Annotated in this window: 16 protein-coding genes and 1 tRNA gene; 6 read left to right on the forward strand and 11 right to left on the reverse strand. The window is 57.9% G+C overall.

What is annotated here, in order from left to right; all coding sequences use genetic code 11:
• Nucleotides 1-54: 54 nt before the first annotated feature.
• The 5 genes from HMPREF9081_RS01580 to HMPREF9081_RS01600 all read right to left on the reverse strand — a co-directional run bounded on the left by HMPREF9081_RS01580 (nucleotide 55) and on the right by HMPREF9081_RS01600 (nucleotide 5,205).
• Entirely contained in the window at nucleotides 55-1,842 is a 1,788-nt protein-coding gene (locus tag HMPREF9081_RS01580) for a GTPase (protein WP_167535608.1), read from the reverse strand.
• A gap of 64 nt (nucleotides 1,843-1,906) precedes the next feature.
• Nucleotides 1,907-2,521 (reverse strand): hypothetical protein, encoded by a 615-nt coding sequence (locus tag HMPREF9081_RS01585; RefSeq protein ID WP_040394224.1) that lies wholly within the window; start codon nucleotides 2,519-2,521, stop codon nucleotides 1,907-1,909.
• A 167-nt stretch (nucleotides 2,522-2,688) separates the two neighbouring features.
• A complete protein-coding gene (locus tag HMPREF9081_RS01590; protein WP_006305161.1) occupies nucleotides 2,689-3,510 on the reverse strand; it encodes a hypothetical protein in 822 nt (273 codons plus the stop codon).
• 144 nt (nucleotides 3,511-3,654) lie between these two features.
• On the reverse strand, nucleotides 3,655-4,392 hold the full coding sequence (locus HMPREF9081_RS01595; RefSeq protein WP_006305162.1) for a hypothetical protein: 738 nt from the start codon (nucleotides 4,390-4,392) through the stop codon (nucleotides 3,655-3,657).
• 144 nt (nucleotides 4,393-4,536) lie between these two features.
• On the reverse strand, nucleotides 4,537-5,205 hold the full coding sequence (locus tag HMPREF9081_RS01600) for a vWA domain-containing protein (RefSeq protein ID WP_006305163.1): 669 nt from the start codon (nucleotides 5,203-5,205) through the stop codon (nucleotides 4,537-4,539).
• Between the two features lie 150 nt (nucleotides 5,206-5,355).
• Between HMPREF9081_RS01600 and HMPREF9081_RS01605 the strand changes: the two genes are divergently transcribed.
• Entirely contained in the window at nucleotides 5,356-5,841 is a 486-nt protein-coding gene (locus HMPREF9081_RS01605; RefSeq protein WP_006305165.1) for a methylated-DNA--[protein]-cysteine S-methyltransferase, read from the forward strand.
• An 18-nt stretch (nucleotides 5,842-5,859) separates the two neighbouring features.
• On the opposite strand, the gene HMPREF9081_RS01610 is transcribed toward HMPREF9081_RS01605, so the two are convergent.
• The 4 genes from HMPREF9081_RS01610 to HMPREF9081_RS01625 all read right to left on the reverse strand — a co-directional run bounded on the left by HMPREF9081_RS01610 (nucleotide 5,860) and on the right by HMPREF9081_RS01625 (nucleotide 9,157).
• The gene (locus HMPREF9081_RS01610) at nucleotides 5,860-6,279 is read right to left on the reverse strand and encodes a putative toxin-antitoxin system toxin component, PIN family (protein ID WP_245529835.1); all 420 of its coding nucleotides are present in this window, start codon (nucleotides 6,277-6,279) and stop codon (nucleotides 5,860-5,862) included.
• Nucleotides 6,242-6,529 carry an AbrB/MazE/SpoVT family DNA-binding domain-containing protein gene (locus HMPREF9081_RS01615; protein WP_040394225.1) on the reverse strand — a complete coding sequence of 96 codons (288 nt, stop codon included), beginning with the start codon at nucleotides 6,527-6,529 and terminating at the stop codon, nucleotides 6,242-6,244. The genes HMPREF9081_RS01610 and HMPREF9081_RS01615 overlap by 38 nt, the downstream gene beginning before the upstream one ends.
• A 281-nt stretch (nucleotides 6,530-6,810) precedes the next feature.
• On the reverse strand, nucleotides 6,811-8,286 hold the full coding sequence (locus HMPREF9081_RS01620) for a DUF2828 family protein (RefSeq protein WP_006305168.1): 1,476 nt from the start codon (nucleotides 8,284-8,286) through the stop codon (nucleotides 6,811-6,813).
• A 307-nt stretch (nucleotides 8,287-8,593) separates the two neighbouring features.
• Nucleotides 8,594-9,157 (reverse strand): acyl-CoA thioesterase, encoded by a 564-nt coding sequence (locus HMPREF9081_RS01625; protein ID WP_040394229.1) that lies wholly within the window; start codon nucleotides 9,155-9,157, stop codon nucleotides 8,594-8,596.
• A 157-nt stretch (nucleotides 9,158-9,314) separates the two neighbouring features.
• Between HMPREF9081_RS01625 and HMPREF9081_RS01630 the strand changes: the two genes are divergently transcribed.
• The 5 genes from HMPREF9081_RS01630 to HMPREF9081_RS01650 all read left to right on the forward strand — a co-directional run bounded on the left by HMPREF9081_RS01630 (nucleotide 9,315) and on the right by HMPREF9081_RS01650 (nucleotide 14,978).
• The gene (locus tag HMPREF9081_RS01630) at nucleotides 9,315-11,072 is read left to right on the forward strand and encodes a 1-deoxy-D-xylulose-5-phosphate synthase (protein WP_040394232.1); all 1,758 of its coding nucleotides are present in this window, start codon (nucleotides 9,315-9,317) and stop codon (nucleotides 11,070-11,072) included.
• Between the two features lie 204 nt (nucleotides 11,073-11,276).
• Nucleotides 11,277-13,034 (forward strand): 1-deoxy-D-xylulose-5-phosphate synthase, encoded by a 1,758-nt coding sequence (locus HMPREF9081_RS01635; protein ID WP_040394234.1) that lies wholly within the window; start codon nucleotides 11,277-11,279, stop codon nucleotides 13,032-13,034.
• 364 nt (nucleotides 13,035-13,398) lie between these two features.
• Nucleotides 13,399-13,474 (forward strand) — tRNA-Ala (locus tag HMPREF9081_RS01640).
• Between the two features lie 64 nt (nucleotides 13,475-13,538).
• Nucleotides 13,539-14,030 (forward strand): pyridoxamine 5'-phosphate oxidase family protein, encoded by a 492-nt coding sequence (locus tag HMPREF9081_RS01645; protein WP_006305172.1) that lies wholly within the window; start codon nucleotides 13,539-13,541, stop codon nucleotides 14,028-14,030.
• Nucleotides 14,031-14,111: 81 nt separating this feature from the next.
• Nucleotides 14,112-14,978 carry a DNA-methyltransferase gene (locus tag HMPREF9081_RS01650; protein ID WP_083812197.1) on the forward strand — a complete coding sequence of 289 codons (867 nt, stop codon included), beginning with the start codon at nucleotides 14,112-14,114 and terminating at the stop codon, nucleotides 14,976-14,978.
• Nucleotides 14,979-15,084: 106 nt separating this feature from the next.
• On the opposite strand, the gene HMPREF9081_RS01655 is transcribed toward HMPREF9081_RS01650, so the two are convergent.
• Complete coding sequence (locus HMPREF9081_RS01655; RefSeq protein ID WP_006305174.1) at nucleotides 15,085-19,476, reverse strand: AAA domain-containing protein; 4,392 nt, start codon at nucleotides 19,474-19,476, stop codon at nucleotides 15,085-15,087.
• On the reverse strand, nucleotides 19,463-20,890 hold the full coding sequence (locus HMPREF9081_RS01660; RefSeq protein ID WP_040394235.1) for an aldehyde dehydrogenase family protein: 1,428 nt from the start codon (nucleotides 20,888-20,890) through the stop codon (nucleotides 19,463-19,465). The genes HMPREF9081_RS01655 and HMPREF9081_RS01660 overlap by 14 nt, the downstream gene beginning before the upstream one ends.
• Between the last annotated feature and the right edge of the window lie 106 nt (nucleotides 20,891-20,996).

A 20,996-nucleotide genomic window follows, 5' to 3' on the forward strand; every position in this document is an offset into this window, starting at 1 on the left:
CTGTCTGCATCCACAGTATATGAAGGAGCGGCATCCGCTCCTTGACCACGAATTCTATTTCACACCAAAGAAATGCCGCAGATCCTTGACCACGACACCGATCTCCTGCGTGGCTCTCGCGTGCTGATCCACCATCTGGGAGAACTTGTCATACGTCTTGGTGCGCACCTGCCCCACAAGATCGAGCTCGTTCAGCTTCTCGATGAGTTTAGCAGTAAGCCTATCTTCCTGCTGGGCAAAGAGATCCTTCGCCGCAGCCTTTGCCTTGGCGATGCGTTCTTCCTTTCCCTTAATGTGTTTCACTGCCGCAAAGCCAATGATTACAGGAAGCGTAATCACAGCAGCAACGCCTGTCGAAAACAGAGCCGCCAACGCCCCCCCGAGGGCAAGAGCGTTCAGGCCAAGATCCACTCCGTTCCACAGATTCTCCTTTAGATCGGTGCCCTTGTATTGGAACCCACTCCCCGAAAACGCCATTCCCGTGGCACTTCCGAATCCCATCTGCCCCACATGTTGGATTTTCTCGTTCAGCCGTTCATATTTTTCCTGTAGAACAAAACGTGCATTATCTATCTTCTTTTGCACTTCCTCTGCGATGAACTTCTGCATCCCCTTCTCGTTGTCTTTCATGAACTGCTTGACGTATTTCTCGCTGATGCTGCCGTCCCACTCCTGTTCGATCGCTTTGTACATCACGTCCTGATATTTCGAGCGATATTTCGAAGCGATCTTCTTCGGAATCTCCACAATCGTCCATGCAAATATCTGCTGTGCACTGCACGCTTCAGCACGCGCACTCTCAAAAACACGGTACTCACGCTCCATCTGCGCTTGAAGATCCGAGAGCACAGCAAGTGCTCCCACCGTCTCCTCATCTCGCGCGGTAAGCTCTCCGATCAGTCTGCTGAGTTTTCGCCGCTGCTGTTCGTAGCACGCCGTTGGGAAATCTCTCGCCCACTCCTGCAAGAGTTCGACGATCATATCCAGACGACTGGAGACACGCATCGACTCGTAGGAGGCGGAAAATTCACGCGCATAAATTTCCTGATCCTGAATCAGAGCATCCAGATGGGGGGCGATCAGAGTTTTTCCGCTGGTTTCATCATACGCCACCCCTGCAAAAGCAAGGTGGGCATTCATCGCATAGCCGCCCTGATAGTTCTCGCCCAGCACCGCCCTGAGTTCCTCCGCAGCTTGCACCGCCGCCTCGCGCCGAACAGCCTCCATCTTCTTCATGAGGTCATCTGTATACAGCCCATCAAGCGCAGGGTCGCGGTTTTTCTTCCCCTTGCAGTGCACGTTGCAGACCGCATAGACCCGCGCATCCTGTCGGAGATAGCTTTTCAGTTTCTTCAGCGTCTCACGCTCGGGTTTCTTCTCGTTTCCCACGATGTAGAGAACAACATTTGCCTTGGACAGTTCGTCCTTGATGGCCTTTGAAAAGTCCGGCGACTTCCCCTCAAGCACCCCCTCGATCCCGGGAAGATCGGTCAGCCGCAGTGTGCAGGAGTCGACGCGCACGTCGTAATGTGCGGCCTGCTTCGTAAAATCTGTGTTCCCATCCCCGATGGTCGCCCCCCATGTTCCCCACGCCGTCTGTCTACGCGCGGCATAGTATAGGCGCAAGGCCTCAATCAGCGTCGACTTCCCCGCATTTGTCTCACCGAAGAATACAACACGGCAGACATTCCATTCATCTGCATTGGGAACAGCATATTCTGCAGCACGAAAGTCCGCCTGCATCCGCATGATCTGCGTGCGAATGTCCCGCTTCTCTACAATGCCCATACCGGGATCAGTAGCACGATCCACCTCGATGGAGGCAGACATCAGTTTGTCCAAAATTAGACGATACGTGTCTACGATGGTTTCACGCGTTTTTTCCATCATTCATGCCAACCTTTCATCACAGCACATCCATCCCGAGCGCATACAGGATCTCGTTCACGGTGTCGATGTCGAAGCCCTCCTCGATGCAGTACTGCATGGCGAGGTCGTATTCGTGCGCAGGCGAGATGCTGTAGCCCGCGCTCGCGAGGAGATCACGCGCGTCGTCGAGGTTCAGATGCAGGACAAAGATGAATGCGTAGACGACGCGGATTTTCGGATGATAGTTCTTGTCGGTGCGAATCTTGGAGAAAAGTTTGCGGTCAATCCTCGCGCGCTTGTACGCCTCGACATCGGTCATGCCGCTCTCGTCGATGAGGCGCAGGAGGCGCTCGGAGAAGGTTTCTTCCGTCTTGTCGAGTTTGCTTTTGAGGCGGGAAAGGATCGTGTCAAGGCGGTCCCCCACATTGAGTATGACACCTGCCACTCCTGCGCCGCGTATCTCCCGCCCCTTTGGAAGGCCGCCCCGCACGCCGTACCGCTCGCGCTCGTCCTCGAAGGGACGCGGTACGGGATGCGGCAGCTTACGCTTTGCTTCCTCGATGATGTCGGAGGAACCCTGCAAATGCGCGGCAATATAACGGCGAATCCGTTCAAGGAGGTCGGCGGATGGAGTTTGATGCGGCGGTAACATGGACATTCCCCTCTCAGTTTCTTTTCATAAAATTTTAACATACCCGAATTGTCCACGCAAGGGATTTGTTTTCATTTGTTATGGAAAAAGAGCAAGGACTGTTATACGAAAATTGCTGTCTTCGTATAACAGTCCTTCCCCGCATGCGGGGCAGGCTTCTATTTCACTTAGCTGCGCCCGCTCTGCGTCTTTGTAAGATGCTCGCTGATCTTCCGCGACCATGTCGGCAGAGCAACACCTGTCGCGGAAAACTCCAAGATCATCGCCCCGAGCGATGCGAAGTTCTCGCGCACGCCCGCCGCATCACAGGCGAACGCGGCGGTGTTCTCGGCGGGGATGCCGACGTCTCCTGCGACCTGCTTCGCGTCGATGTTCGTACCGAGGAAAACGAATTCCCAGCCCGCCTCCTTTTCCTGCTGCTGTACCAACTCCCGCACCCTGTCAGGTGTCCAGTAGTACTGGTTCGCGCGCTCGATCTCCGTGTTGTCCGTGATGATGATGAACATCGTACGCACGGGACGCTCTTCGGGGCGATCCTCCCGGTGCACGAGCTGAGCCATGTGGATGGAGGCACCGATGGAATCGAACAGTCCCCCGCTGCCGCGCTCGCTGTCCTGCTCTACGAAATCTTCGGGATGTTCATGCCTATACTGTTCCGCAAGGGTAAGGAGACGCGTAAAGCAGCCCTGTTCGATGAGCGCAGCATCCTCGGTGATCGGCACGCGGGTATTATGGTCGATGCAATGGGTGATCTCTTTATGGTCAATGCAACCGGCGATCTCTTTCCAGAGCCAAACAAGGAGATCCGTCCGCTCCTCCCTGAGCCGCGCGATCATATCGTTGAATCCGTCGATCAGATCGGACTCAAGATCCGCCATCGGCCCGCTCAGCTCCAACAGGAAGATCAGCTCCGTCATCGCTCCGCTGCCGTCCACGTCGAAATACCCTCTCCGTGTGTCCGTCTGTCCGTTTGTCTTTGCTTCTGCCATGATATGCTCCTCCTCTATATCAGTTGACCTTTTCTATGGATGCGAGTATAGCAGAAGGACGGCGGCGCATGGTCGCATGGCAGGCGACATTTATGCACTCGCTGATAAATTCGCCCTGCCATCTTTGGGCTTCACGTTCTCCGCTCAGCTGCGCCCGCTCTGCGTCTTTGCAAGGTGTTCGCCGATCTTCGTCTTCCAGCCCGCTCCGACGATGCCCGTATGTGCGAATGCACACGTCATGCGCGAAAGCGATGCGAAGTTCTCGCGCACGCCCACCGCGTCACAGGCGAACTGGGCGGCGTTCTCGGCAGGGAGGCCGAGGTCTCTTGCGACCTGCGCTGCATCGATGTTCGCACCGAGGAGGATAAACGTCCAGCCCGCCTCCTTTTCCTGCCGCTCTACCAGATCCCGCAGCCGGTCAGGCGTCCAGTAGTACAGGCTCGCGTTATCCGTTCCGCCCGTGATGATGACGAACATCGTACGCGCGGGGTTCTCGGGGTAATGCTTGTATACGTACCTAGCGCGGCAGACAACACCGCCTATCGCATTGATCAGCACCCTTCTACCGGGCTTGCCGTCCTCTAGTGTGATGGGCGCGGGAGCAGCTTGGCGTGCAACCTGCTCCCGCATGATACGGAGGCGCTCAAAGAAGTCCTGTTCCATGCGTACGGAGTCCGCGGTGATCGGCACACGTTCATCAACGTACAAGCAAAAATCAGCGAACTGCCAGGTAGTGACAAGGATATCCGTCTCTTCCTCTCTGAGCCGTGCAATCATGCCGTTGAACCCGGCGATGATATCGGACGCAAAGTCCGCCATGGGCTCGCTGACGTCCATGAGGAATATCAGCTCTGTCTGTCCGTTTGTCTTTGCCTCTGCCATGATATGCTCCTCCTCTATATCGGTTGACCTTTTCTATGGATGCGAGTATAGCAGAAGGACGGCTGCGCATGGTCGCATGGCAGGCGACATTTATGCACTCGCTCATAAATTCGCCCTGCCATCTTTGGGCTTCACGCTCACCGTTCAGCTGCGCCCGCTCTTATGCTTTGCAAGGTGTTCACCGATCTTCGTCTTCCAGCCCGCTCCGATGATGCCCGTATGTGCGAATGCACACGTCATGCGCGAAAGCGACGCGAAGTTCTCGCGCACGCCCGCCGCGTCACAGGCGAACTCGACAGCATTCTCGGCACGGATGCCAAGTCCGCCCGCGACCTGTACGGCGTCGATGTTCGCGCCGAGGAAGACGAACTCCCAGCCCGCCTCCTTTTCCTGTTTCTTCACCATCGCGCGCACCTGATCCGCCGTGTAGCGCATGCTTGCGTTCTCCATGCCGTCGGTGGTGATGATGAACATCGTGCGCGCGGGGCGATCTTCGGGACGCGCATACTTGTGCACGTTTCTGATGTGGTGGATCGCGCCGCCCATCGCATCGAGCAGAGCCGTCGAGCCGCGCGTGTAGTACTCCTTGTCCGTGAGTGTTGGTACCTCTGCGATCCGCACGCGGTCATGGATGACCTCGTCCTCGTGGTCAAAGAGCACCGTCGAGACGAGTACATCTCCCCCATCCCCTTTGTGCTGTGCGATCATGCCGTTGAACCCGCCGATCGTGTCCGACTCCAGCCCCGACATCGACCCGCTCCGATCCAAGATGAATACGAGTTCCGTCTGTCCGTTTGTCTTTGCCTCTGCCATGATGATCTCCTCCTCTATACTGTGTGACCTCTTCTATGGTGTCGAGTATAGCAGGGAAACGAGGACGGGTGGTCGCATGACAGGCGACATTTTGAAAAAAGACACTTTTCTTCTATAATAGATATTCAAACAACAGCAGGAGGGATTCCAATGATCTACACAGCACACTACACATCGCCGCTCGGCGGCATCACGCTCGCGAGTGACGGCATAGCCCTCACGGGGCTGTACTTCGATGGGGAAACAGGCTGTCCGCCATGCGATGCGGCGCACAAAAAAGACCTCCCCGTATTCGGAGAGGTCGTAAAATGGCTTGATCTGTATTTCGCCGGCAAAGAGCCGGACTTTATGCCCACGCTCAATCCCACGGGCACGTCGTTTCAGATGTCGGTATGGGCAATCCTGCGAGCGATCCCATTCGGAGAAACGACAACATACGGAGCGATTGCAAAACAACTCGAAAAAGACACTGGACGGCGCATGTCGGCGCAGGCGGTCGGCGGCGCGGTCGGGCGCAACCCGATCTCCATCCTCATCCCCTGCCACCGCGTCATCGGCGCAAACGGCAGCCTCACTGGATATGCGGGCGGACTGGACAAAAAGGAGTATTTGCTCGAGCTTGAGGGGATCATCTGATCTCCAACTGAGTGTTCCTTATCGCTGTAAAAACTCCATGGCTGACAAAATTCTCGGTTTCACGAGTCCAGCCTCCAAGAAGTCCTTGTCCCCAGTCAACAGGATATCTGCGTTTGCCGCAAGCGCCGCTCTGAGAATCGGACGATCTGCCGCATCACGAATCTTCTTTTCTGCTGGAACGGGTTGCTCTGGAACAGCAACAAGCTCTACCGACTGTAAGGCCAGCAGCAAAAATTGCTCCATAGCCTCCGTCTTTCGAGGGAATTTCCGCGCAAAAATGCGTCGTAATTCATTCACATTCTGTCTGCAGATGATCGCAGTGTTGGGGTGCGTAATCGCCTTCATATAAGCTTGAAATGGCGTCCCGTTTGTAAGGATTGCGGAGATCAAGATGTTCGTATCAATCAGAACACGCATAATCACTTCCGTTGCGCTCACGTTTTACCAAAGCCATCACATCATCCTCTGAGAGCTCTGCCCCCTCGCCCGCCATCTCACGCTTCAGCCTCTGCATTGCATAGGCAGCAGCATTCACAAGCCGGACGGATCCCTGCTCTACCACAAAGGTCACACGACTGCCGTGCTCAACACCAAGAACACTGCGCACATCTTTGGGAATCGTGATCTGCCCCTTTGCCGTAACCATTGCGTTGTCAATAAATGTGTCGGACATAACTACTGTCGCCATTACGGGCACCACCTTCGACGTAGGAAAAGTAGGAATTTCTTGGAAATTGCTGATAATAACGAAGTCCATCCGATTGGCATAGATTTTTGTCCGCGGGAGAAGGCAAACCAGACGCATAGCAAAGGCTATGTGGAAGATTTGCCGACAAAAATCAGACAAAAAAAGATATACTAAGAGGCGCAGCTGAATGGATCAGTGCTTTCCTTTCTATATTATACCACAAAAATTCTCCCCCACACAAGAAAACGCAGCCCCACGCGGAGCTGCGTTTTTGTTTGCGCCTACACCTCAATCGCCGCATACCGTTCGCTGCGGAGCACCTGCTCCATATACTCGTACGGGGTAATGCGCCCGTCGACGACCATGGAAAAGATGCTCGGGCTGCAGCCGGAGACGAGCATGACGCCCTGCTCGTTCATCGTGATGGGCTGCTGGCAGCGGCGGCTCTGTACGTTCCAGAAGACGATGCGCGGCAGCGCATAGCCCGCCTCCGCGAACAGTTCCTTGGCCCGCTCGAAATTCGTCACGTCCGCGTCCACGGTACAGGCATCGAACTCCATATCCGTGATGATGTAGAGCACGGATGGCAGTTCCTCCTGCGGCACACGGTTCTTCACCGCTGCGCGCAGGAGGAGGCGGAACACGGCTTCGAGGTTCGTGTTCGCCACCTCATTGAACGTCCTGCAATAGAGGGTTTTCGCCACGATCGCCGTACCCGCGATCTCGACAAGCCGCGGGTTCTGGGAAAATGTGATAAAGTGCCCATGAAACGCGCCCGTATTGCGCTCGGCGAAGTAGATGGCAAGCGAGAGCGCGACACTGCTCGGCAGTGGGTTCCCGCCCCAGTACATCGAGCCGGAGCCGTCGAGCACAACCAGTGCGTTCTCTCCATGCGTATAGTCGGGCAGCGCACGCCATGTGACATCAAGCGCATGCGCTTCCTCGGGACTTGGCGCAGACCCTCCTCCCCATATGCAGAGCGGACGAATGATCTCATAGGGATAGAGCGTTCCCGTATGCAGCCGTTCCTCGCCGCGCTCGACGCGTTCAAGGAACGCCTTGTACCGCTCCATGTCGTTGCGCCAAAACGCTGCGCGGTACTTGAACATCGCCTTCGACGGCTGCTTTGCGTAGTCAAAGGTATAGTCCCTCGTGCGCAGGGCGTTCTCGATGAGCGCAATGCGGCGGCGCAGACGGACGAGCATCCTGCGGTAGTCCGCCTCCCGCATCCCGAATAGGACCGCGAGCCGCCGCGCCTGTGCACGCGCCGCACGCGAGGAAGTATTGACGGACGGCAGCCACTTCGCGAGGAGGGAGATCGGATTTTCCTCCCATGCGGCACGCAGGTCTTTTTCAAGCTGTGCGCGAATCAGGTGGACAGCTGCAGCCTCCAATGGCGTGTCGAGAAGGACGAGCAGATCGTCCCAGCGACCGTACCCCGGAACGAATTTCAGATTCTTTTCGAGAGATGCGGGCGCAGCGAAGGCGAGGTGGCGCAGCAGCACGCGAAAGAGCCGCCGCTCGCCGAGTCCTCCGCGCACGTCACGCGCGTAGAAGAGGGTGCGCAGCGCATAGGTCGGATGCTCGGCAAAGGCGCGCGTGAAGCGCACGATGATCTCCGCCTCGCCCGCCTCCCGCAGCGCGCCTGCCGCCGCAAAGAAGTCGAGCACGTCTGAACCCGAGCTTGCATAGGTTGCGGCATCGTTCTCCGTCCGCGTATAGGTTCGGTTGCTTTCCTCTTTCAGCGCGTCCAGCATCGCTTATCCTCCTTTGCGCAAAATGCCCGACCCAGATGCGGATGCACTGTGCCGGACACATTCATTCACCGCAGCAGACTGCGGACATATACGGACAAGATGCCACGGACGGAAGCGTCGCCCCATCCTGTGGGGCAGATTCCCCACACTGTTTTACAGACAGTTGATGTATTGCTGTTGGCATCTTTCGCAAGACACGATTTCACGCCGACGATCCCCATAGGGAATCTCTTCGGTATTCCGAATATTGCTGTTCATGTCTTGTACTTATTGTAGCATAAACGCTCTCTTTTTTCAAGAAAATGTGCTACTTCTTCGCCTCTTTCGCCGTGTGTGCGGTGTTCGCCGCCTTCGTCTGCTGCGCGATGGCATCGCAGACGCAGCCGCCCGTGGGCGTAACGGTACCGCGCTTGCGTGCCTTGTGCGCCTCGTAGCGGCGTTTGCCCTCCTCGAACGCGGCGCGTGCCTCCTCGGTATCGAGCGTGAGCGGCGGCACGGACTTCGGACGTGCGTTGCGGTCGAGCGCGACCATGGTGAAGTACGCCGAGAGACCGAGCTGCGGATCACCGCCGTCGTCCAGATCCTCGACAATGACGTTGACGGCGACCTCCATCGAGCTGTGCCCGACATAGACGATGTCCGCCGTCACGACGACGAGGTCGCCGATGCGGATCGGCAGGTGGAACTCCAGCTCGTCCACGCGCGCCGTCACCACGTTCGAACGCGCATAGCGCCGCGCCGCCGCATACGCCGCCGAGTCCATCAGCTTCATAATCTCGCCGCCGTGCACGTTCCCGTTCGGATTCGCCTGACTCGGCATCATGACCTCACTGATGACGATGCGGCTGTCCTTCATCTTGCATTCTTTCATTATATATCCCCCTGTCAAAATCATTTTCCCATCGGAGCACCTACTCTACCATGCTTTGCTGAAAATAATCCGTTACATTTGCTACGCGCCTTGACACCCACGTACATTTCGGTGGTATAATTTGCGCAGGGAAATGATCCGGCAAAGGGGGATCTCTATGTATCTGGAAAAAATCACATCGCCCGCCGATATCAAGGGGTACGGCGCGGCAGAGCGCAAGGCACTCGCCGAGGAGATGCGCGACGCACTTCTTAAGCGTGCGAGCATACACGGCGGACACTTCGGCCCCGACTTTGGCATCGTCGAGGCGATCATCGCGCTGCACACGGTCTTTGACTCGCCCACGGACAAGATCGTCTATGACGTGTCGCACCAGTCCTACCCGCACAAGATGCTGACGGGGCGCGTCGAGGCGTACATCAACGAGGCGGAGTACGACGAGGTGTCGGGCTACACGAACCCGGAGGAGAGCCCGCACGACTTCTTCAACGTCGGGCACACGTCCACCTCGATCAGCCTCGCCTCGGGACTCGCCAAGGCGCGCGACCTCGCGGGACGCAGGGAGAACATCATCGCCCTCATCGGCGACGGTTCGATGTCGGGCGGCGAGGCACTTGAGGGACTGAACGTCGTCGGCGAGATGGATACGAACTTCATCATCGTATTCAACGACAACGACCAGTCGATCGCCGAAAACCACGGCGGGATGTACCGTGCATTCAAGGAGCTGCGCGAGACGAACGGCACAGCGGAGAACAATCTGTTCCGTGCGATGGGGCTCGACTACCGCTATGTGGCGGACGGCAACGACTGCGAGGCGCTGATCGCCGCGTTCTCTGCGGTCAAGGACAGTCAAAAGCCCGTCGTCATCCACATCCACACGCAGAAGGGCAAGGGCTACAAGTTCGCCGAGGAAGACCGCGAGACATGGCACTACCGTATGCCGTTCGACATCGAGACGGGCGCGCTGAAGCATCCGTACACGGATCCGTTTCAAGTTGCGAGCGTTGATTTCATCAAGGCAGAGGCAAAGGAAAATCCGAACTTCGTCTTTCTCGCGGCAGGGACGATGGGCGGCATCGGACTCTCCCCCGCAGACCGCGCGGAGCTCGGCAGTCAGTACGTTGATGTGGGCATCGCCGAGGAGCACGCCGTTGCGATGGCATCGGGGCTCGCGCGCGGCGGCGCACGCCCGATCTTCGGCACGTACAGCACCTTCTTTCAGCGCGTCTACGATCAGATGGCGCAGGATGTCGCGGTCAACAACAACGCGGCGGTCTTCCTCTCCGTCGGCGCATCACTCTACTACATGAACGATGTGACGCATCTCGGCTTCTTCGACATTCCGCTCTTTGCAAATATCCCGAACCTCGTCTTCCTCGCGCCCGCGAGCCTTGACGAGTACGCGGCGATGCTGCGCTGGTCGGTGGAGCAGACGAAGCACCCCGTCATGATCCGCATGCCGGTCATGGGCTACGAGGAAAGCCCCTACCCCGTGCGCACGGACTACAGCAACCTCAACAAATATCAGGTCGTCACCGAGGGCGCGGAGGTCGCACTGATCGGTGCGGGCAACTTCGCGCAGCTCGCCTCGGCGGCTGCGGCAGAGCTGGAAAAGGAAGGGGTCAAGGCGACTGTCATCAATCCGATCTTCCTCTCGGGGCTCGACACGGTACTGCTTGATTCGCTGAAGGAAAAGCACCGCCTCGTCCTCACGCTCGAGGATGGAATTTTGGAGGGCGGCTTCGGTCAGAAGATCGCCGCGTACTACGGAATGGATGCGAACATCCGCGTCCGCTGCTACGGTCTCTCAAAGGAGTTCCACGATCGCTACGACGCCGCGGAGCTTGCACGCGAGTACCATCTCACCGCCGAGCAGATCGCAGCGGATACAATCTTTGCATTGAAAGGATAACCTATAGGAAGCACTGTCCACGGCTTCTCACACGGTCCGAAGGGCAAGGCACCCGCAACAATACATATCCCCCACCTCGGAGCCGCGCGCTTCGAGGTTTTTATTTTCCATGCGCGGAAAGTTTTGAATTTTATCGGCATCTCCTTAGAATTTATGCTATAATGTAGCATGCGTATTATCATGTGTCAACGGAGGGCTATTCCCTTGTATCTTGAGACCATCCACGAGCCCGCAGACATACGGGGCTACACGGCGGAGCAGCGCCGCGTTCTCGCAGAGGAGATGCGTGCGGCGCTCATCCACCGCACGAGCTGCATCGGCGGGCACATCGGGCCGAACCTCGGCATCATCGAAGCGACCATCGCACTCCACACGGTCTTTGATTCGCCGCGCGACAAGATCATCTTCGATGTCTCCCATCAGTGCTATCCGCACAAAATGCTCACGGGACGCGTCGGCGCCTACGTCAACGAGGCAGAGTACGCTGATGTCTCCGGCTTTACGAACACCGACGAGAGCGTGCACGATATCTTTAACATCGGGCACACCTCGACCGCCATCAGCCTCGGCTCAGGACTCGCCAAGGCGCGCAATCTGGCGGGCGGGAAGGAAAATATCGTCGTCGTGATCGGCGACGGTGCGCTCTCGGGCGGCGAGGCATTCGAGGGGCTGAACGTCATCGGCGAGATGGGGACGAACTTCATCATCGTGTTCAACGACAACGATCAGTCCATCTCCGAGAACCACGGCGGCATGTACCGCAAGTTCAAAGAGCTGCGTGAGACGGGCGGCACCGCACCCGACAACCTCTTCCGCGCGATGGGGCTCGCCTACCGCTATGTTGCGGACGGCAACGATGCGGAGGAACTCATCCGCGTGTTCTCCGAGGAGAAGGACCGTGACCGCCCCATTGTCATTCACATCCACACGCAGAAGGGCAAGGGGCTCCCCTTCGCCGAGGACGATCCCGAGGGCTGGCACCGCCATGCGCCCTTTCATGTGGAGACGGGCATCGCCAAAAAGACGGCCACGCCCGACCCGTACGCCGCTGCGACCGTGGATTTTGTGCTCGAAACAGCACGGAAGAACCCGAATTTCATCTATCTGTCCGCGGGCATTGTCGGCGGCATCAACCTCAGCCCCGAAGACCGCGCCGCGCTCGGCAGCCAGTATCTCGATGTCGGCATCGCCGAGGAGCACGCCGTCGCCATGGCGTCGGGACTCGCGCGCGGCGGCGCACGCCCGATCTTCGGTACATACAGCACGTTCTTCCAACGCACCTATGACCAGATGGCGCAGGATGTCGCGATCAATCGCAGCCCCGCCGTCTTTCTCGCGACGGGCACATCACTCTATCGCTCGACCGATATGACGCATCTCGGCTTCTATGACATCTCGATTTTCTCGAATATCCCGAACCTCGTCTACCTCGCGCCAACGAGTGTCGCGGAGCACATCGCCGTCCTGCGCTGGGCAGTCGCACAGACCGAGCACCCTGTCATGATTCGCATGCCCTTCTCAGGCTATGCGGAGAGCCCCTATCCCGTGCGCGCGGACTACGGTGCGCTGAACAAGTCCATTGTGGTACGTGAGGGTGCGGAGGTCGCGCTCATCGGCGTCGGCAACTTCGCCGCGCTCGCATCGGAGGCGGCAGAGGAACTCGCACACGAGGGGCTCCATGTGACTGTCATCAATCCGCTCTACCTCTCGGGGCTCGATGCGGAGCTGCTGACCTCGCTTGCAGAGAACCACAGCCGCATCCTCACGATCGAGGACGGTATCGTGGAGGGCGGCTTTGGGCAGAAAGTTGCATCGTTCTACGGCGACATACCGAACATGCGCGTCAAGAGCTATGGGCTGCCGAAGAAGTTTTTCAACCGCTACAAGCCCGACGAGCTCGCGCAGGCGTATCACCTCACCGCCCCCCAGATTGCAACGGATGTACTGCGGGGGATGCGGTGAAAAAGGCAGCTTCATCGGAGCTGTCAGATGTGTTATAATAGGCGCAGGTGCTATCTATTCGGTAGGCGGTTAATCTAAGCCCTCGAAAGGGGGCGAAGCCGATGGAGCTATACGACTTTTTAGCGTTAGTTTTCATGGTAACGATTTGCATCGTTGCATTAAAGGCATAAGAAAACCCGTCTAGCCCTAGCAAGTTTAGACGGGTTTTCTAAATCCAAGTTCTAAATAGGGCTGATCGTTTACACGATAGCACCTTTTCTGTTTCTTATTATATCGCTTTTACCATACAGCTGTCAACAAATACAGTCTCAAAAAACGCTTGCATTTTTCTCATCGGCGCGGTATAATGTCCCTTGTCAGTCACGGGGACGTAGCTCAGCTGGGAGAGCACCAGGTTCGCAATCTGGGGGTCGAGAGTTCAATCCTCTTCGTCTCCACCATCTTGACTTTTCGCGGAGGAATCCATATGGATATCCTCCGTTTTTTCATAGGGAGGTAACTGCCATGTTTCACAAAATGCGGCGCAATGTACAGCAGCTTTCGCAAGAAGAGAGCGAGGCAGTGCTTCTGCGCGGCACGGCGGGCGTACTCGCCCTCATGGGCGACAAGGCATTCCCCTACGCCGTGCCCATCAGCTATGTCTACGATGGCGAACACATCTACTTCCACAGCGCGACCGAGGGGCACAAGATCGACGCGATCCAACGGAATCCGAACGCCTCGTTTGCCGTCATCGATCGGGACGAGGTCATCCCCGAGAAATACACCACCGCATTTCGCAGTGTCATCGTCTTCGGCAGCATCCGCATCATCGGGGACGATGCGGAAAAACTTGCGGCGATTCGCAAGCTCGCCCTCAAATACGCGCCCGACAATACCGAGCAACAGCACGCGGCGGAGATCGACGGTGCATGGAGCCGCTTCTGTATGCTTGAGATGAGCATCGCTCACATGACGGGCAAACAGGCGATTGAGCTCGTTGCGAAGAGGCGATAAAGAATCAATGGATAAAGAATTAAAGGTGATCTGCGGGGAGGCAGTGGAAACACTGAAAAAATCCCCGATAAGAGTGTCCGCCTGGTTGCAACGGATCCCCCCTATAATCTGAACAAGGACTACGGCAACAATCAAGATAAGCTGGCATTCGAGGAATATCTTTCCTTTTCGCGTCAATGGCTCACAGAAGCTAAAAGAATTCTGACGGATGATGGAACAATCTACGTCTTTATGGGGATGCGCTACATCTCCTATATTTATATGATTTTAGAGCAAGAATTAGGCATGACATTTCAATCATGGATCACATGGTTTTATACGCAGGGGGTCGGAAAAACAAAAGGCTTCTCTCCACGCCATGACGATATATTGATGTTCACCAAGCACAAAAGCAACTTTATTTTTCATTTGGATGCGATAAGGATTCCTCAGAAATTCTATCGTTCAATCAACAATATGCGTGGCGCAAACCCAGGGAATGTTTGGGAATTCTCGCATGTACACTATTGCAACAAAAATCGAAAGAGCCATCCAACGCAAAAACCGGAGGGCTTGTTTGAGCGGATGGTTTTAGCCTCATCCAATGCAAGCGATACGGTTCTTGATCCATTTGTTGGGAGCGGAACCCTTTTGAGAGTATGTCAGCAGACCGGACGCAACGGCATCGGCATTGACATCAACCCCGAGTATACTACAATGACTGAAGAGCGGCTTTCCGAAGCGTTCACGGGATTTGACAGTATCGACGTGCGTATGAAGCGTGTCCCAAACGACCTGAATCATCCACAAATTCGAGAAGAATATCTCAAAAATCATACTGAGTGGTTTTTGAAATATCATCCGGATGCAGTCCAAGAATTCATGCAGGAAGCATATCGAAAATATGGCAGAACAAACATGGATAACGCATTAAATTTGTTTGATTCTGTCCCAGAAACAGGAACATAACCAATTTCCCGCTCTATACAAAATGGAGGGCTTCCGATGTGGAAGTCCTCCATTTGCATTTGTGTTATCCATCCATCTCCATGCCATACGGCAGCACTGCCCGAAGCTATTCTTTCGTCGGCAGATACTTCTCCGCTCTGCGCTGAACTTCCTTGACAAGGTCGCTGCCGGCGGATGTCCCCGTACGTGCCACAGGGTGGATGTCATGTGCCTCCAGTTTACGTCTGACCGCCGCCATGGTCCCCTTCGGATTGCGGTAGTACGCACTGCCGCGCAGACGGATGAACTGCCAGCCCAACCGCTCAAGGGTCATCTGCCGCTCCATATCCGCATACACCTGCGCGGCTTCGGTGTGGTCGAGATCGCCGTCACATTCGAGCGCGATCTTCTTCGCGCCGTCACGCACAACGATGTCGATGCGGTAACGCCCGATCTCCCATTGCTGTACGATGTCATAGCCGTGCCCGACCAGATCCTTTGCCACCGCCGCCGCAAACGGCGAGTCTGCCTTCCGCTCAATCTGCGACAGTGCGTTTTTCGCCGCGTGCGGATTTTCTGCATAGCGCAGGAGTTTGCTGCGGACATCATCGCTCTTGAGCGCCGTCACGGGGAAGGAGTGCAGGATCCAGAGCTGATCGCGGGCGCGGCTCACGGCGACATTGTAACGCTGGACGATCTTGGATTCGCGCATGAGGCGGAGCATCCCGTCCTCTTCTGCACTATCCACCATATTCAGGATGATAACGTCGCGCTCATCCCCCTGGAACTGCGCGGCATTCCCGCAGAGAATCGCATGCCGCTCCACATCGACGGAGGCGCGCAGCAGGAGATCGAGCACCAGTGCCGCCTGGTCACTGCCGAGGAGGGAGATGACGCCGATCGTCTTGTCCCGATAGGCGGGCATTTCCGTCATCGCACGGATGAGCGCGACGGTGTATTCCGCCTCCTGTCGATTGATGCCCTTCCTGTCGTCACGAACGCCGTTCATACGACACGGAACGATGGCGGGCAGGAGTGCGCTGTCCGCCGCATCGCGCAGCGGTCGAATGTTTCCCCCGTAGCACAGCATGTCGGAAAAGCCGATGATGTCCGGCACACAGCGGAAATGCTCACGGAGCATCAGTACGTCGCAGATCGTCATACCGACATCGTAAAGCGAGGTCTGTCCGGTATAGTTCTGCGCCCCCGGAATCCGCCCCGCAAGGTGCATCTCGATGAGCTTGCCGACCTCGTCCAAATTCTGTCCGACGGCGAGCGGGCTGACCTGTTTGTTGTCGCCGACGATGATGATTTTTGTTCCGAGATAGAGCAGCGCGAGCGCGCTCAGATCCGCCTGACTTGCCTCGTCCACAATAATGACATCGAAGTGGTGCTCCTTTGGGTCGAGCTGCTCCAGCGCCGTCCGTATCGTCATGATCCATGCGGGCACGGCTTCCCGGCACCTATCCATGAGTTCGCGTGCCTGTGCACGCAGCACCGATGCGCGTTTTCCGCTGCCCGTACCGAGATCCTGCAGCGTCAGCCGCCAGAACTCCAAATTCTGCTGCATACGGCGGTCACGCTCCGCGCGCCGCAGCATATGTTCCCATGCGCTGCAGACCGCCGCCTCCTCCGTCTTGGTGCGATAGTCCCTGCCCAGCTCCGTATTCTGCCGCGCAAGGACATCCGGTGCGTCCTTCATGAGCTCTTTCAGCATCGTGTCGTACTGTTTCCACCGCCATGCCTCGGCGATGTCCGCAGGCGGCTCGGCTGCCCCGTGCATCCCCGTACGCGCACGGATCGCCGCCGCCCAGCCGGGTGCTGCGGCGCGGAGCTTGCGCAGTGCCTCCGCGCGTACGGCACGTATGTCGTACTTCTCGTGGAGCATGGCGAGGTTCCGGTACATGTCGGCATAGCTCTGTGCGCCCTCTCCGAAAAATGCGCGGGCGAGGGCGCGGGCGCATTCGGACCTGCTCCTGCGCAGGGGGGCGATCTCCGCTTCCGCCGCACGCAGGGCATCGACCGCCGCACAGTACTCCCCATAGACCTCCAGGATATCGCAGAACTGCGGCAGGAACTCATGGATGCCGGTCAGGATCCGCTCCACGCGCTCGGCGTCACGCATCGCCCCTTTCTGCGGAAAAACGTCCTCCGCGCTGAGTGCCATGCGCCGCATCAGTCCCGTCAGCCGTGCATAGTCCCTGTCGTACCAGTCGAGACAGCGGCGGATGTGCGGAAGGATGGTCTGTGCCGTGCGCTCCGGCTCTCTTTCGTCCAACTGTCCGAATGTTTTTTCCCCATGCTCTGCGAGCAGCGCATCCCAAAAATGCGCACATTTCTCCCGCTGCTCCATAAGTGTGAGCGCCGACATGACGAGTGTGCAGTCCTCTGCCGATCCGATGGGTGCGCCATTGATGTCCGTCCACCCCTCCACACGCTGATAGGACTTGTCAAAGAGGCGTCTGAAAAAGCCGATCTTCCCATCCCGCAAATAGAGCGCTTCCATCTGCGGCAGAACGCGCCGCAGCTCCGACCGATCCGCCGCATCCGAGATGGTCACTGTCCTGCCGAACGCCGTCTCCGCAAACCGCTCCGCAATGAATGCCGTTTTCTCGATCTGCCCGCATAGACGATTCCATCGCTCCCGATACGCGCCGCCGCGCCTCCCGTCCGCAACAGCATGGATGTGCCACGCCCCAAGCCCCCCGAAGTCATCGGGATACTTGCGCAGCTCCCCGAGCAGGGACTTCGCCACACGCGCAAGCGGAATGCGCTGCTGTGCGCGCAATAGATAGATGAGATCTCCGCTCTGCACGATCGTTCCGCCCACGCCCTCCGCCATCGCGTGCAGGGAGACCTCCAGCGACTCTTTCCGCGTGCGCAGCCGCGCCAGCTCCTCGGGCGCAATCAGCGTTTTCGGATCGGGAACCGCCAGTGCCAGCTCATGCTCCTCTGCGGCAGAGAGCGTTCCGTTGCTGCGGTAGAGCGCAGTGAGTTCCTCCGGAGAGAGAGGCATCTCCCGCCCCACATATACCCTGCCGGGGATGACGGGCGCAAACCGCGCCTCATGTTCGTTCACATAGCGTGCCGCCTCCACCGGAGATACGCTCTCCCTGCCAAAAACGAGGTTCTCATGTTCCCGGTGCGCACGCCGGAGGATTTTTTTCCGCACATCCGCAAGTCTTTGCATGATGTCCGCACGCTGCGCGAGCGCCGACTCCTTTGCAAGCCGCAGCTCGGCGACGCTATGCCCCGACAGGTAGGAGGAGATGCCGTTCACGGAACACTCCATGTCGCTGTTGGTCTCATCCAGAAGGGCGATGCAGAGACTTCGCATCTGTTCGGACATTTTGTCCCGCAGGACGGAGAGCGCCTTTTTCGTATGACTCGTGACAAGGACGCGTCTGCCCTGCGCGAGAAAGTGCCCCATCAGATTCGCAATCGTGTGCGTCTTGCCCGTGCCCGGCGGTCCCTGCACGATCACGGCATCGTGCCGCTCGATCTGCTGCGCGATGGCGAGCTGTTCACGGTTCGCGGGCATGGCGAGCAGGATCCCGGGATCCTCCCCGCTGAGCTGCGCGAGCCGCTCCTCCGCCTCCTGCACGGGGCTGTCCTCGGGCGTACGCTCCTCATGCAGCCCCGCAATCGCCCAAAGCGTCTGTGGGACATAGCCCGTCGCATCCATATGGGCAAGCACGCCGTCGGCGAACTTTGCAAGACCGTCCGTGCGTCTGCGCACGAAAAAGACGGGATTGTCCTGCAAAAACACCCGATCCTTTACCTCCGGCGACATCGTCTGACCGCGCTGCAAAAACACCCCCTTGGAGGAAAGGAGCTGCACCGCGTCCCTGAGGAACGCCTCTCCCGCCGTGCGGTCAAGGGGATGAATCCCCTCCTGCGCAAGCGTTCCCTGCACCGCAGAAACAGCCGTATGGATAACGCTTGGCGACGCGCCCAGAACCGCAGTATACAGCTCCGGCTCCCCTTCGGTATCGAGGACTGCGACCTCATTTCTCCCCGCATCGAAGACCATGCGTACGCGCTTTAAGAGAATCGGGTGCCGCAGCGCGGGGCTTCCGCCATCGGTCAGGATGCCGTTGCCGATCACCAGTTCCCGCGTCTCGGACTCCTGCTCAAGTTCCTTGGACAGGCGGCGCAGTTCGAGAAAGAGTTCCTGAACCGCAAGCAGGTGTTCGTCCGGTGCGGAACACGCCGACAAATCAGGTCTGCGCACCGTGAGGATCCGCTCCTCCGGCACGGCCTCGTTCTCCGATGTTTCTTTCGCGGCATCGCGATCGAAAAGCCGCACATATTCATCGTCCTGCGGAATCTGAGCCATGTATTTTTTCCACGGCTGTTTGTCAATATCAAGAACGCTCGTCGTCTTCAGTTCCGCCATTCCCTTGAGAAACGTGAAGATCGCCTTTACCCGCTCGCGCTCCTCTGCCGTCCGCTCCTGCCTCTCTGTTGTCACGAAATGCTCCTTCTCTCGTATCTGTGCTCCGCTATGCTTCGACATTCAGCACGATGAGCTTCTCCTCGGTGAGCTCGCGGATGGCGTAGGCGGGGCCCTCCTTGCCGATGCCGCTGTCCTTGACGCCGCCATAGGGCATGTTGTCCATGCGGAAGGTCGCGCCGTCGCCGATGATGACGCCGCCGACCTCAAGGTGTTCGGCACAGTAGTTCGCAATGGCGAGAGAGCGCGTAAAGACGCCCGCCTGCAGACCGTAGCGCGTATTGTTGACCGCCGCGACGGCTTCTTCAATACGGTCGTAGGGAATGATGCTGAAGACAGGCGCAAAGGTCTCCTCGGCAACGACCTTCATCGCAGGGGTAACATCCGTGAGCACAGTAGGTTCGTAAAATGCTCCCGTCCGATTGCCGCCCGTGAGGACACGCGCGCCCTCATCCTCTGCCTCATCCACCCACTCCTCAATGCGCTCTGCCTCGCGCTCGGAGATCATGGGACCAATCTGCGTATACACATCCATGAGGTCACCGCTGCGGAAATTCTCTGCCGCCTCGACTGCTGCCGCACAGAACTCCTCGTAGATGCTGCGCGCAACATAGACACGCTGACAGGAGATGCAGACCTGCCCCGCATTCACGAACGCATGGCGTGCGCAATGCTCGGCAACCCATGTGATGTCATCCACATCCTCGTGCACGATGTTCGCAGAGTTCGAGCCAAGCTCCAAGGAGATGCGGCGAAACCCAACCGCCTCGTGGAGCGCCTTGCCGACGGGGACACTGCCGGTGAACGAGAACATGCGGATGCGCTCGTCCGCCGTGAGAAGTTTTCCAACCGTACCGCCCGCGCCGTAGATGAGATTCAGACAGCCGGCGGGCAGCCCCGCCTCCTGAAACACCTCACACAGGAGCGACGCCGTGAGCGGTGTCGCCGAGGCGGGCTTGTAGACAACGGTATTGCCCGCCGCGAGCGCGGGACCGATCTTGTGCGCCGCGAGGTTCACGGGGAAGTTGAACGGGGTGATGGCACAGACGACACCGAGCGGGCGGCGGATCGTGAACGCCATGCGTCCCGCGCAGCCCGGTGCCCCCGCAAGCGGCACCGTCTCGCCGCGCAGACGCTTCGCCTCCTCTGCCGAGAGGATGAGCGTCTGATAGGCGCGGTCGATCTCACCGCGTGCATCGCGGATTGGCTTGCCTGCCTCGGCAGAGAGCGTCGTCGCGAACTCCTCGCGGCGCTCCCTCATGAGATTTGCCGCGCACATGATGATCTCGTAGCGCTCGTAGGGGCTGAGCTTGACCTCGTAAAAGGCACGCTCTGCCGCATCCACCGCCGCACGCACCTGCTTTTCTCCGGCTGTGGCAACCTCGGCGATCTGCTCCCCCGTTGCCTTGTGATAGACGGGAAGTGTATCCTCACCCGCGACGCGCTTGCCGCCAATGAGCATATGAATCGACTGCATGGTATCGTCCTCCTTGCGTGTCTGTTTTTTCTCAATTATACGACGCACGCGCGAAACTCGCAAGCGAAATACAGGGAAGTGCCAAAAGGAGAAGACAAGCGAGTCT

This window comes from Centipeda periodontii DSM 2778 (assembly GCF_000213975.1).
Lineage (GTDB): Bacteria > Bacillota > Negativicutes > Selenomonadales > Selenomonadaceae > Centipeda > Centipeda periodontii.

What these genes read in the sequence shown, in the direction of transcription:
- HMPREF9081_RS01585 (WP_040394224.1), bottom strand. Translation starts at nt 2,521, where the DNA reads ATGTTACCGCCGCATCAAACTCCATCCGCCGACCTCCTTGAACGGATT.
- HMPREF9081_RS01590 (WP_006305161.1), bottom strand. Translation starts at nt 3,510, where the DNA reads ATGGCAGAAGCAAAGACAAACGGACAGACGGACACACGGAGAGGGTAT.
- HMPREF9081_RS01595 (WP_006305162.1), bottom strand. Translation starts at nt 4,392, where the DNA reads ATGGCAGAGGCAAAGACAAACGGACAGACAGAGCTGATATTCCTCATG.
- HMPREF9081_RS01600 (WP_006305163.1), bottom strand. Translation starts at nt 5,205, where the DNA reads ATGGCAGAGGCAAAGACAAACGGACAGACGGAACTCGTATTCATCTTG.
- HMPREF9081_RS01605 (WP_006305165.1), top strand. Translation starts at nt 5,356, where the DNA reads ATGATCTACACAGCACACTACACATCGCCGCTCGGCGGCATCACGCTC.
- HMPREF9081_RS01615 (WP_040394225.1), bottom strand. Translation starts at nt 6,529, where the DNA reads ATGGCGACAGTAGTTATGTCCGACACATTTATTGACAACGCAATGGTT.
- HMPREF9081_RS01620 (WP_006305168.1), bottom strand. Translation starts at nt 8,286, where the DNA reads ATGCTGGACGCGCTGAAAGAGGAAAGCAACCGAACCTATACGCGGACG.
- HMPREF9081_RS01625 (WP_040394229.1), bottom strand. Translation starts at nt 9,157, where the DNA reads ATGAAAGAATGCAAGATGAAGGACAGCCGCATCGTCATCAGTGAGGTC.
- HMPREF9081_RS01630 (WP_040394232.1), top strand. Translation starts at nt 9,315, where the DNA reads ATGTATCTGGAAAAAATCACATCGCCCGCCGATATCAAGGGGTACGGC.
- HMPREF9081_RS01645 (WP_006305172.1), top strand. Translation starts at nt 13,539, where the DNA reads ATGTTTCACAAAATGCGGCGCAATGTACAGCAGCTTTCGCAAGAAGAG.
- HMPREF9081_RS01655 (WP_006305174.1), bottom strand. Translation starts at nt 19,476, where the DNA reads ATGTCGAAGCATAGCGGAGCACAGATACGAGAGAAGGAGCATTTCGTG.
- HMPREF9081_RS01660 (WP_040394235.1), bottom strand. Translation starts at nt 20,890, where the DNA reads ATGCAGTCGATTCATATGCTCATTGGCGGCAAGCGCGTCGCGGGTGAG.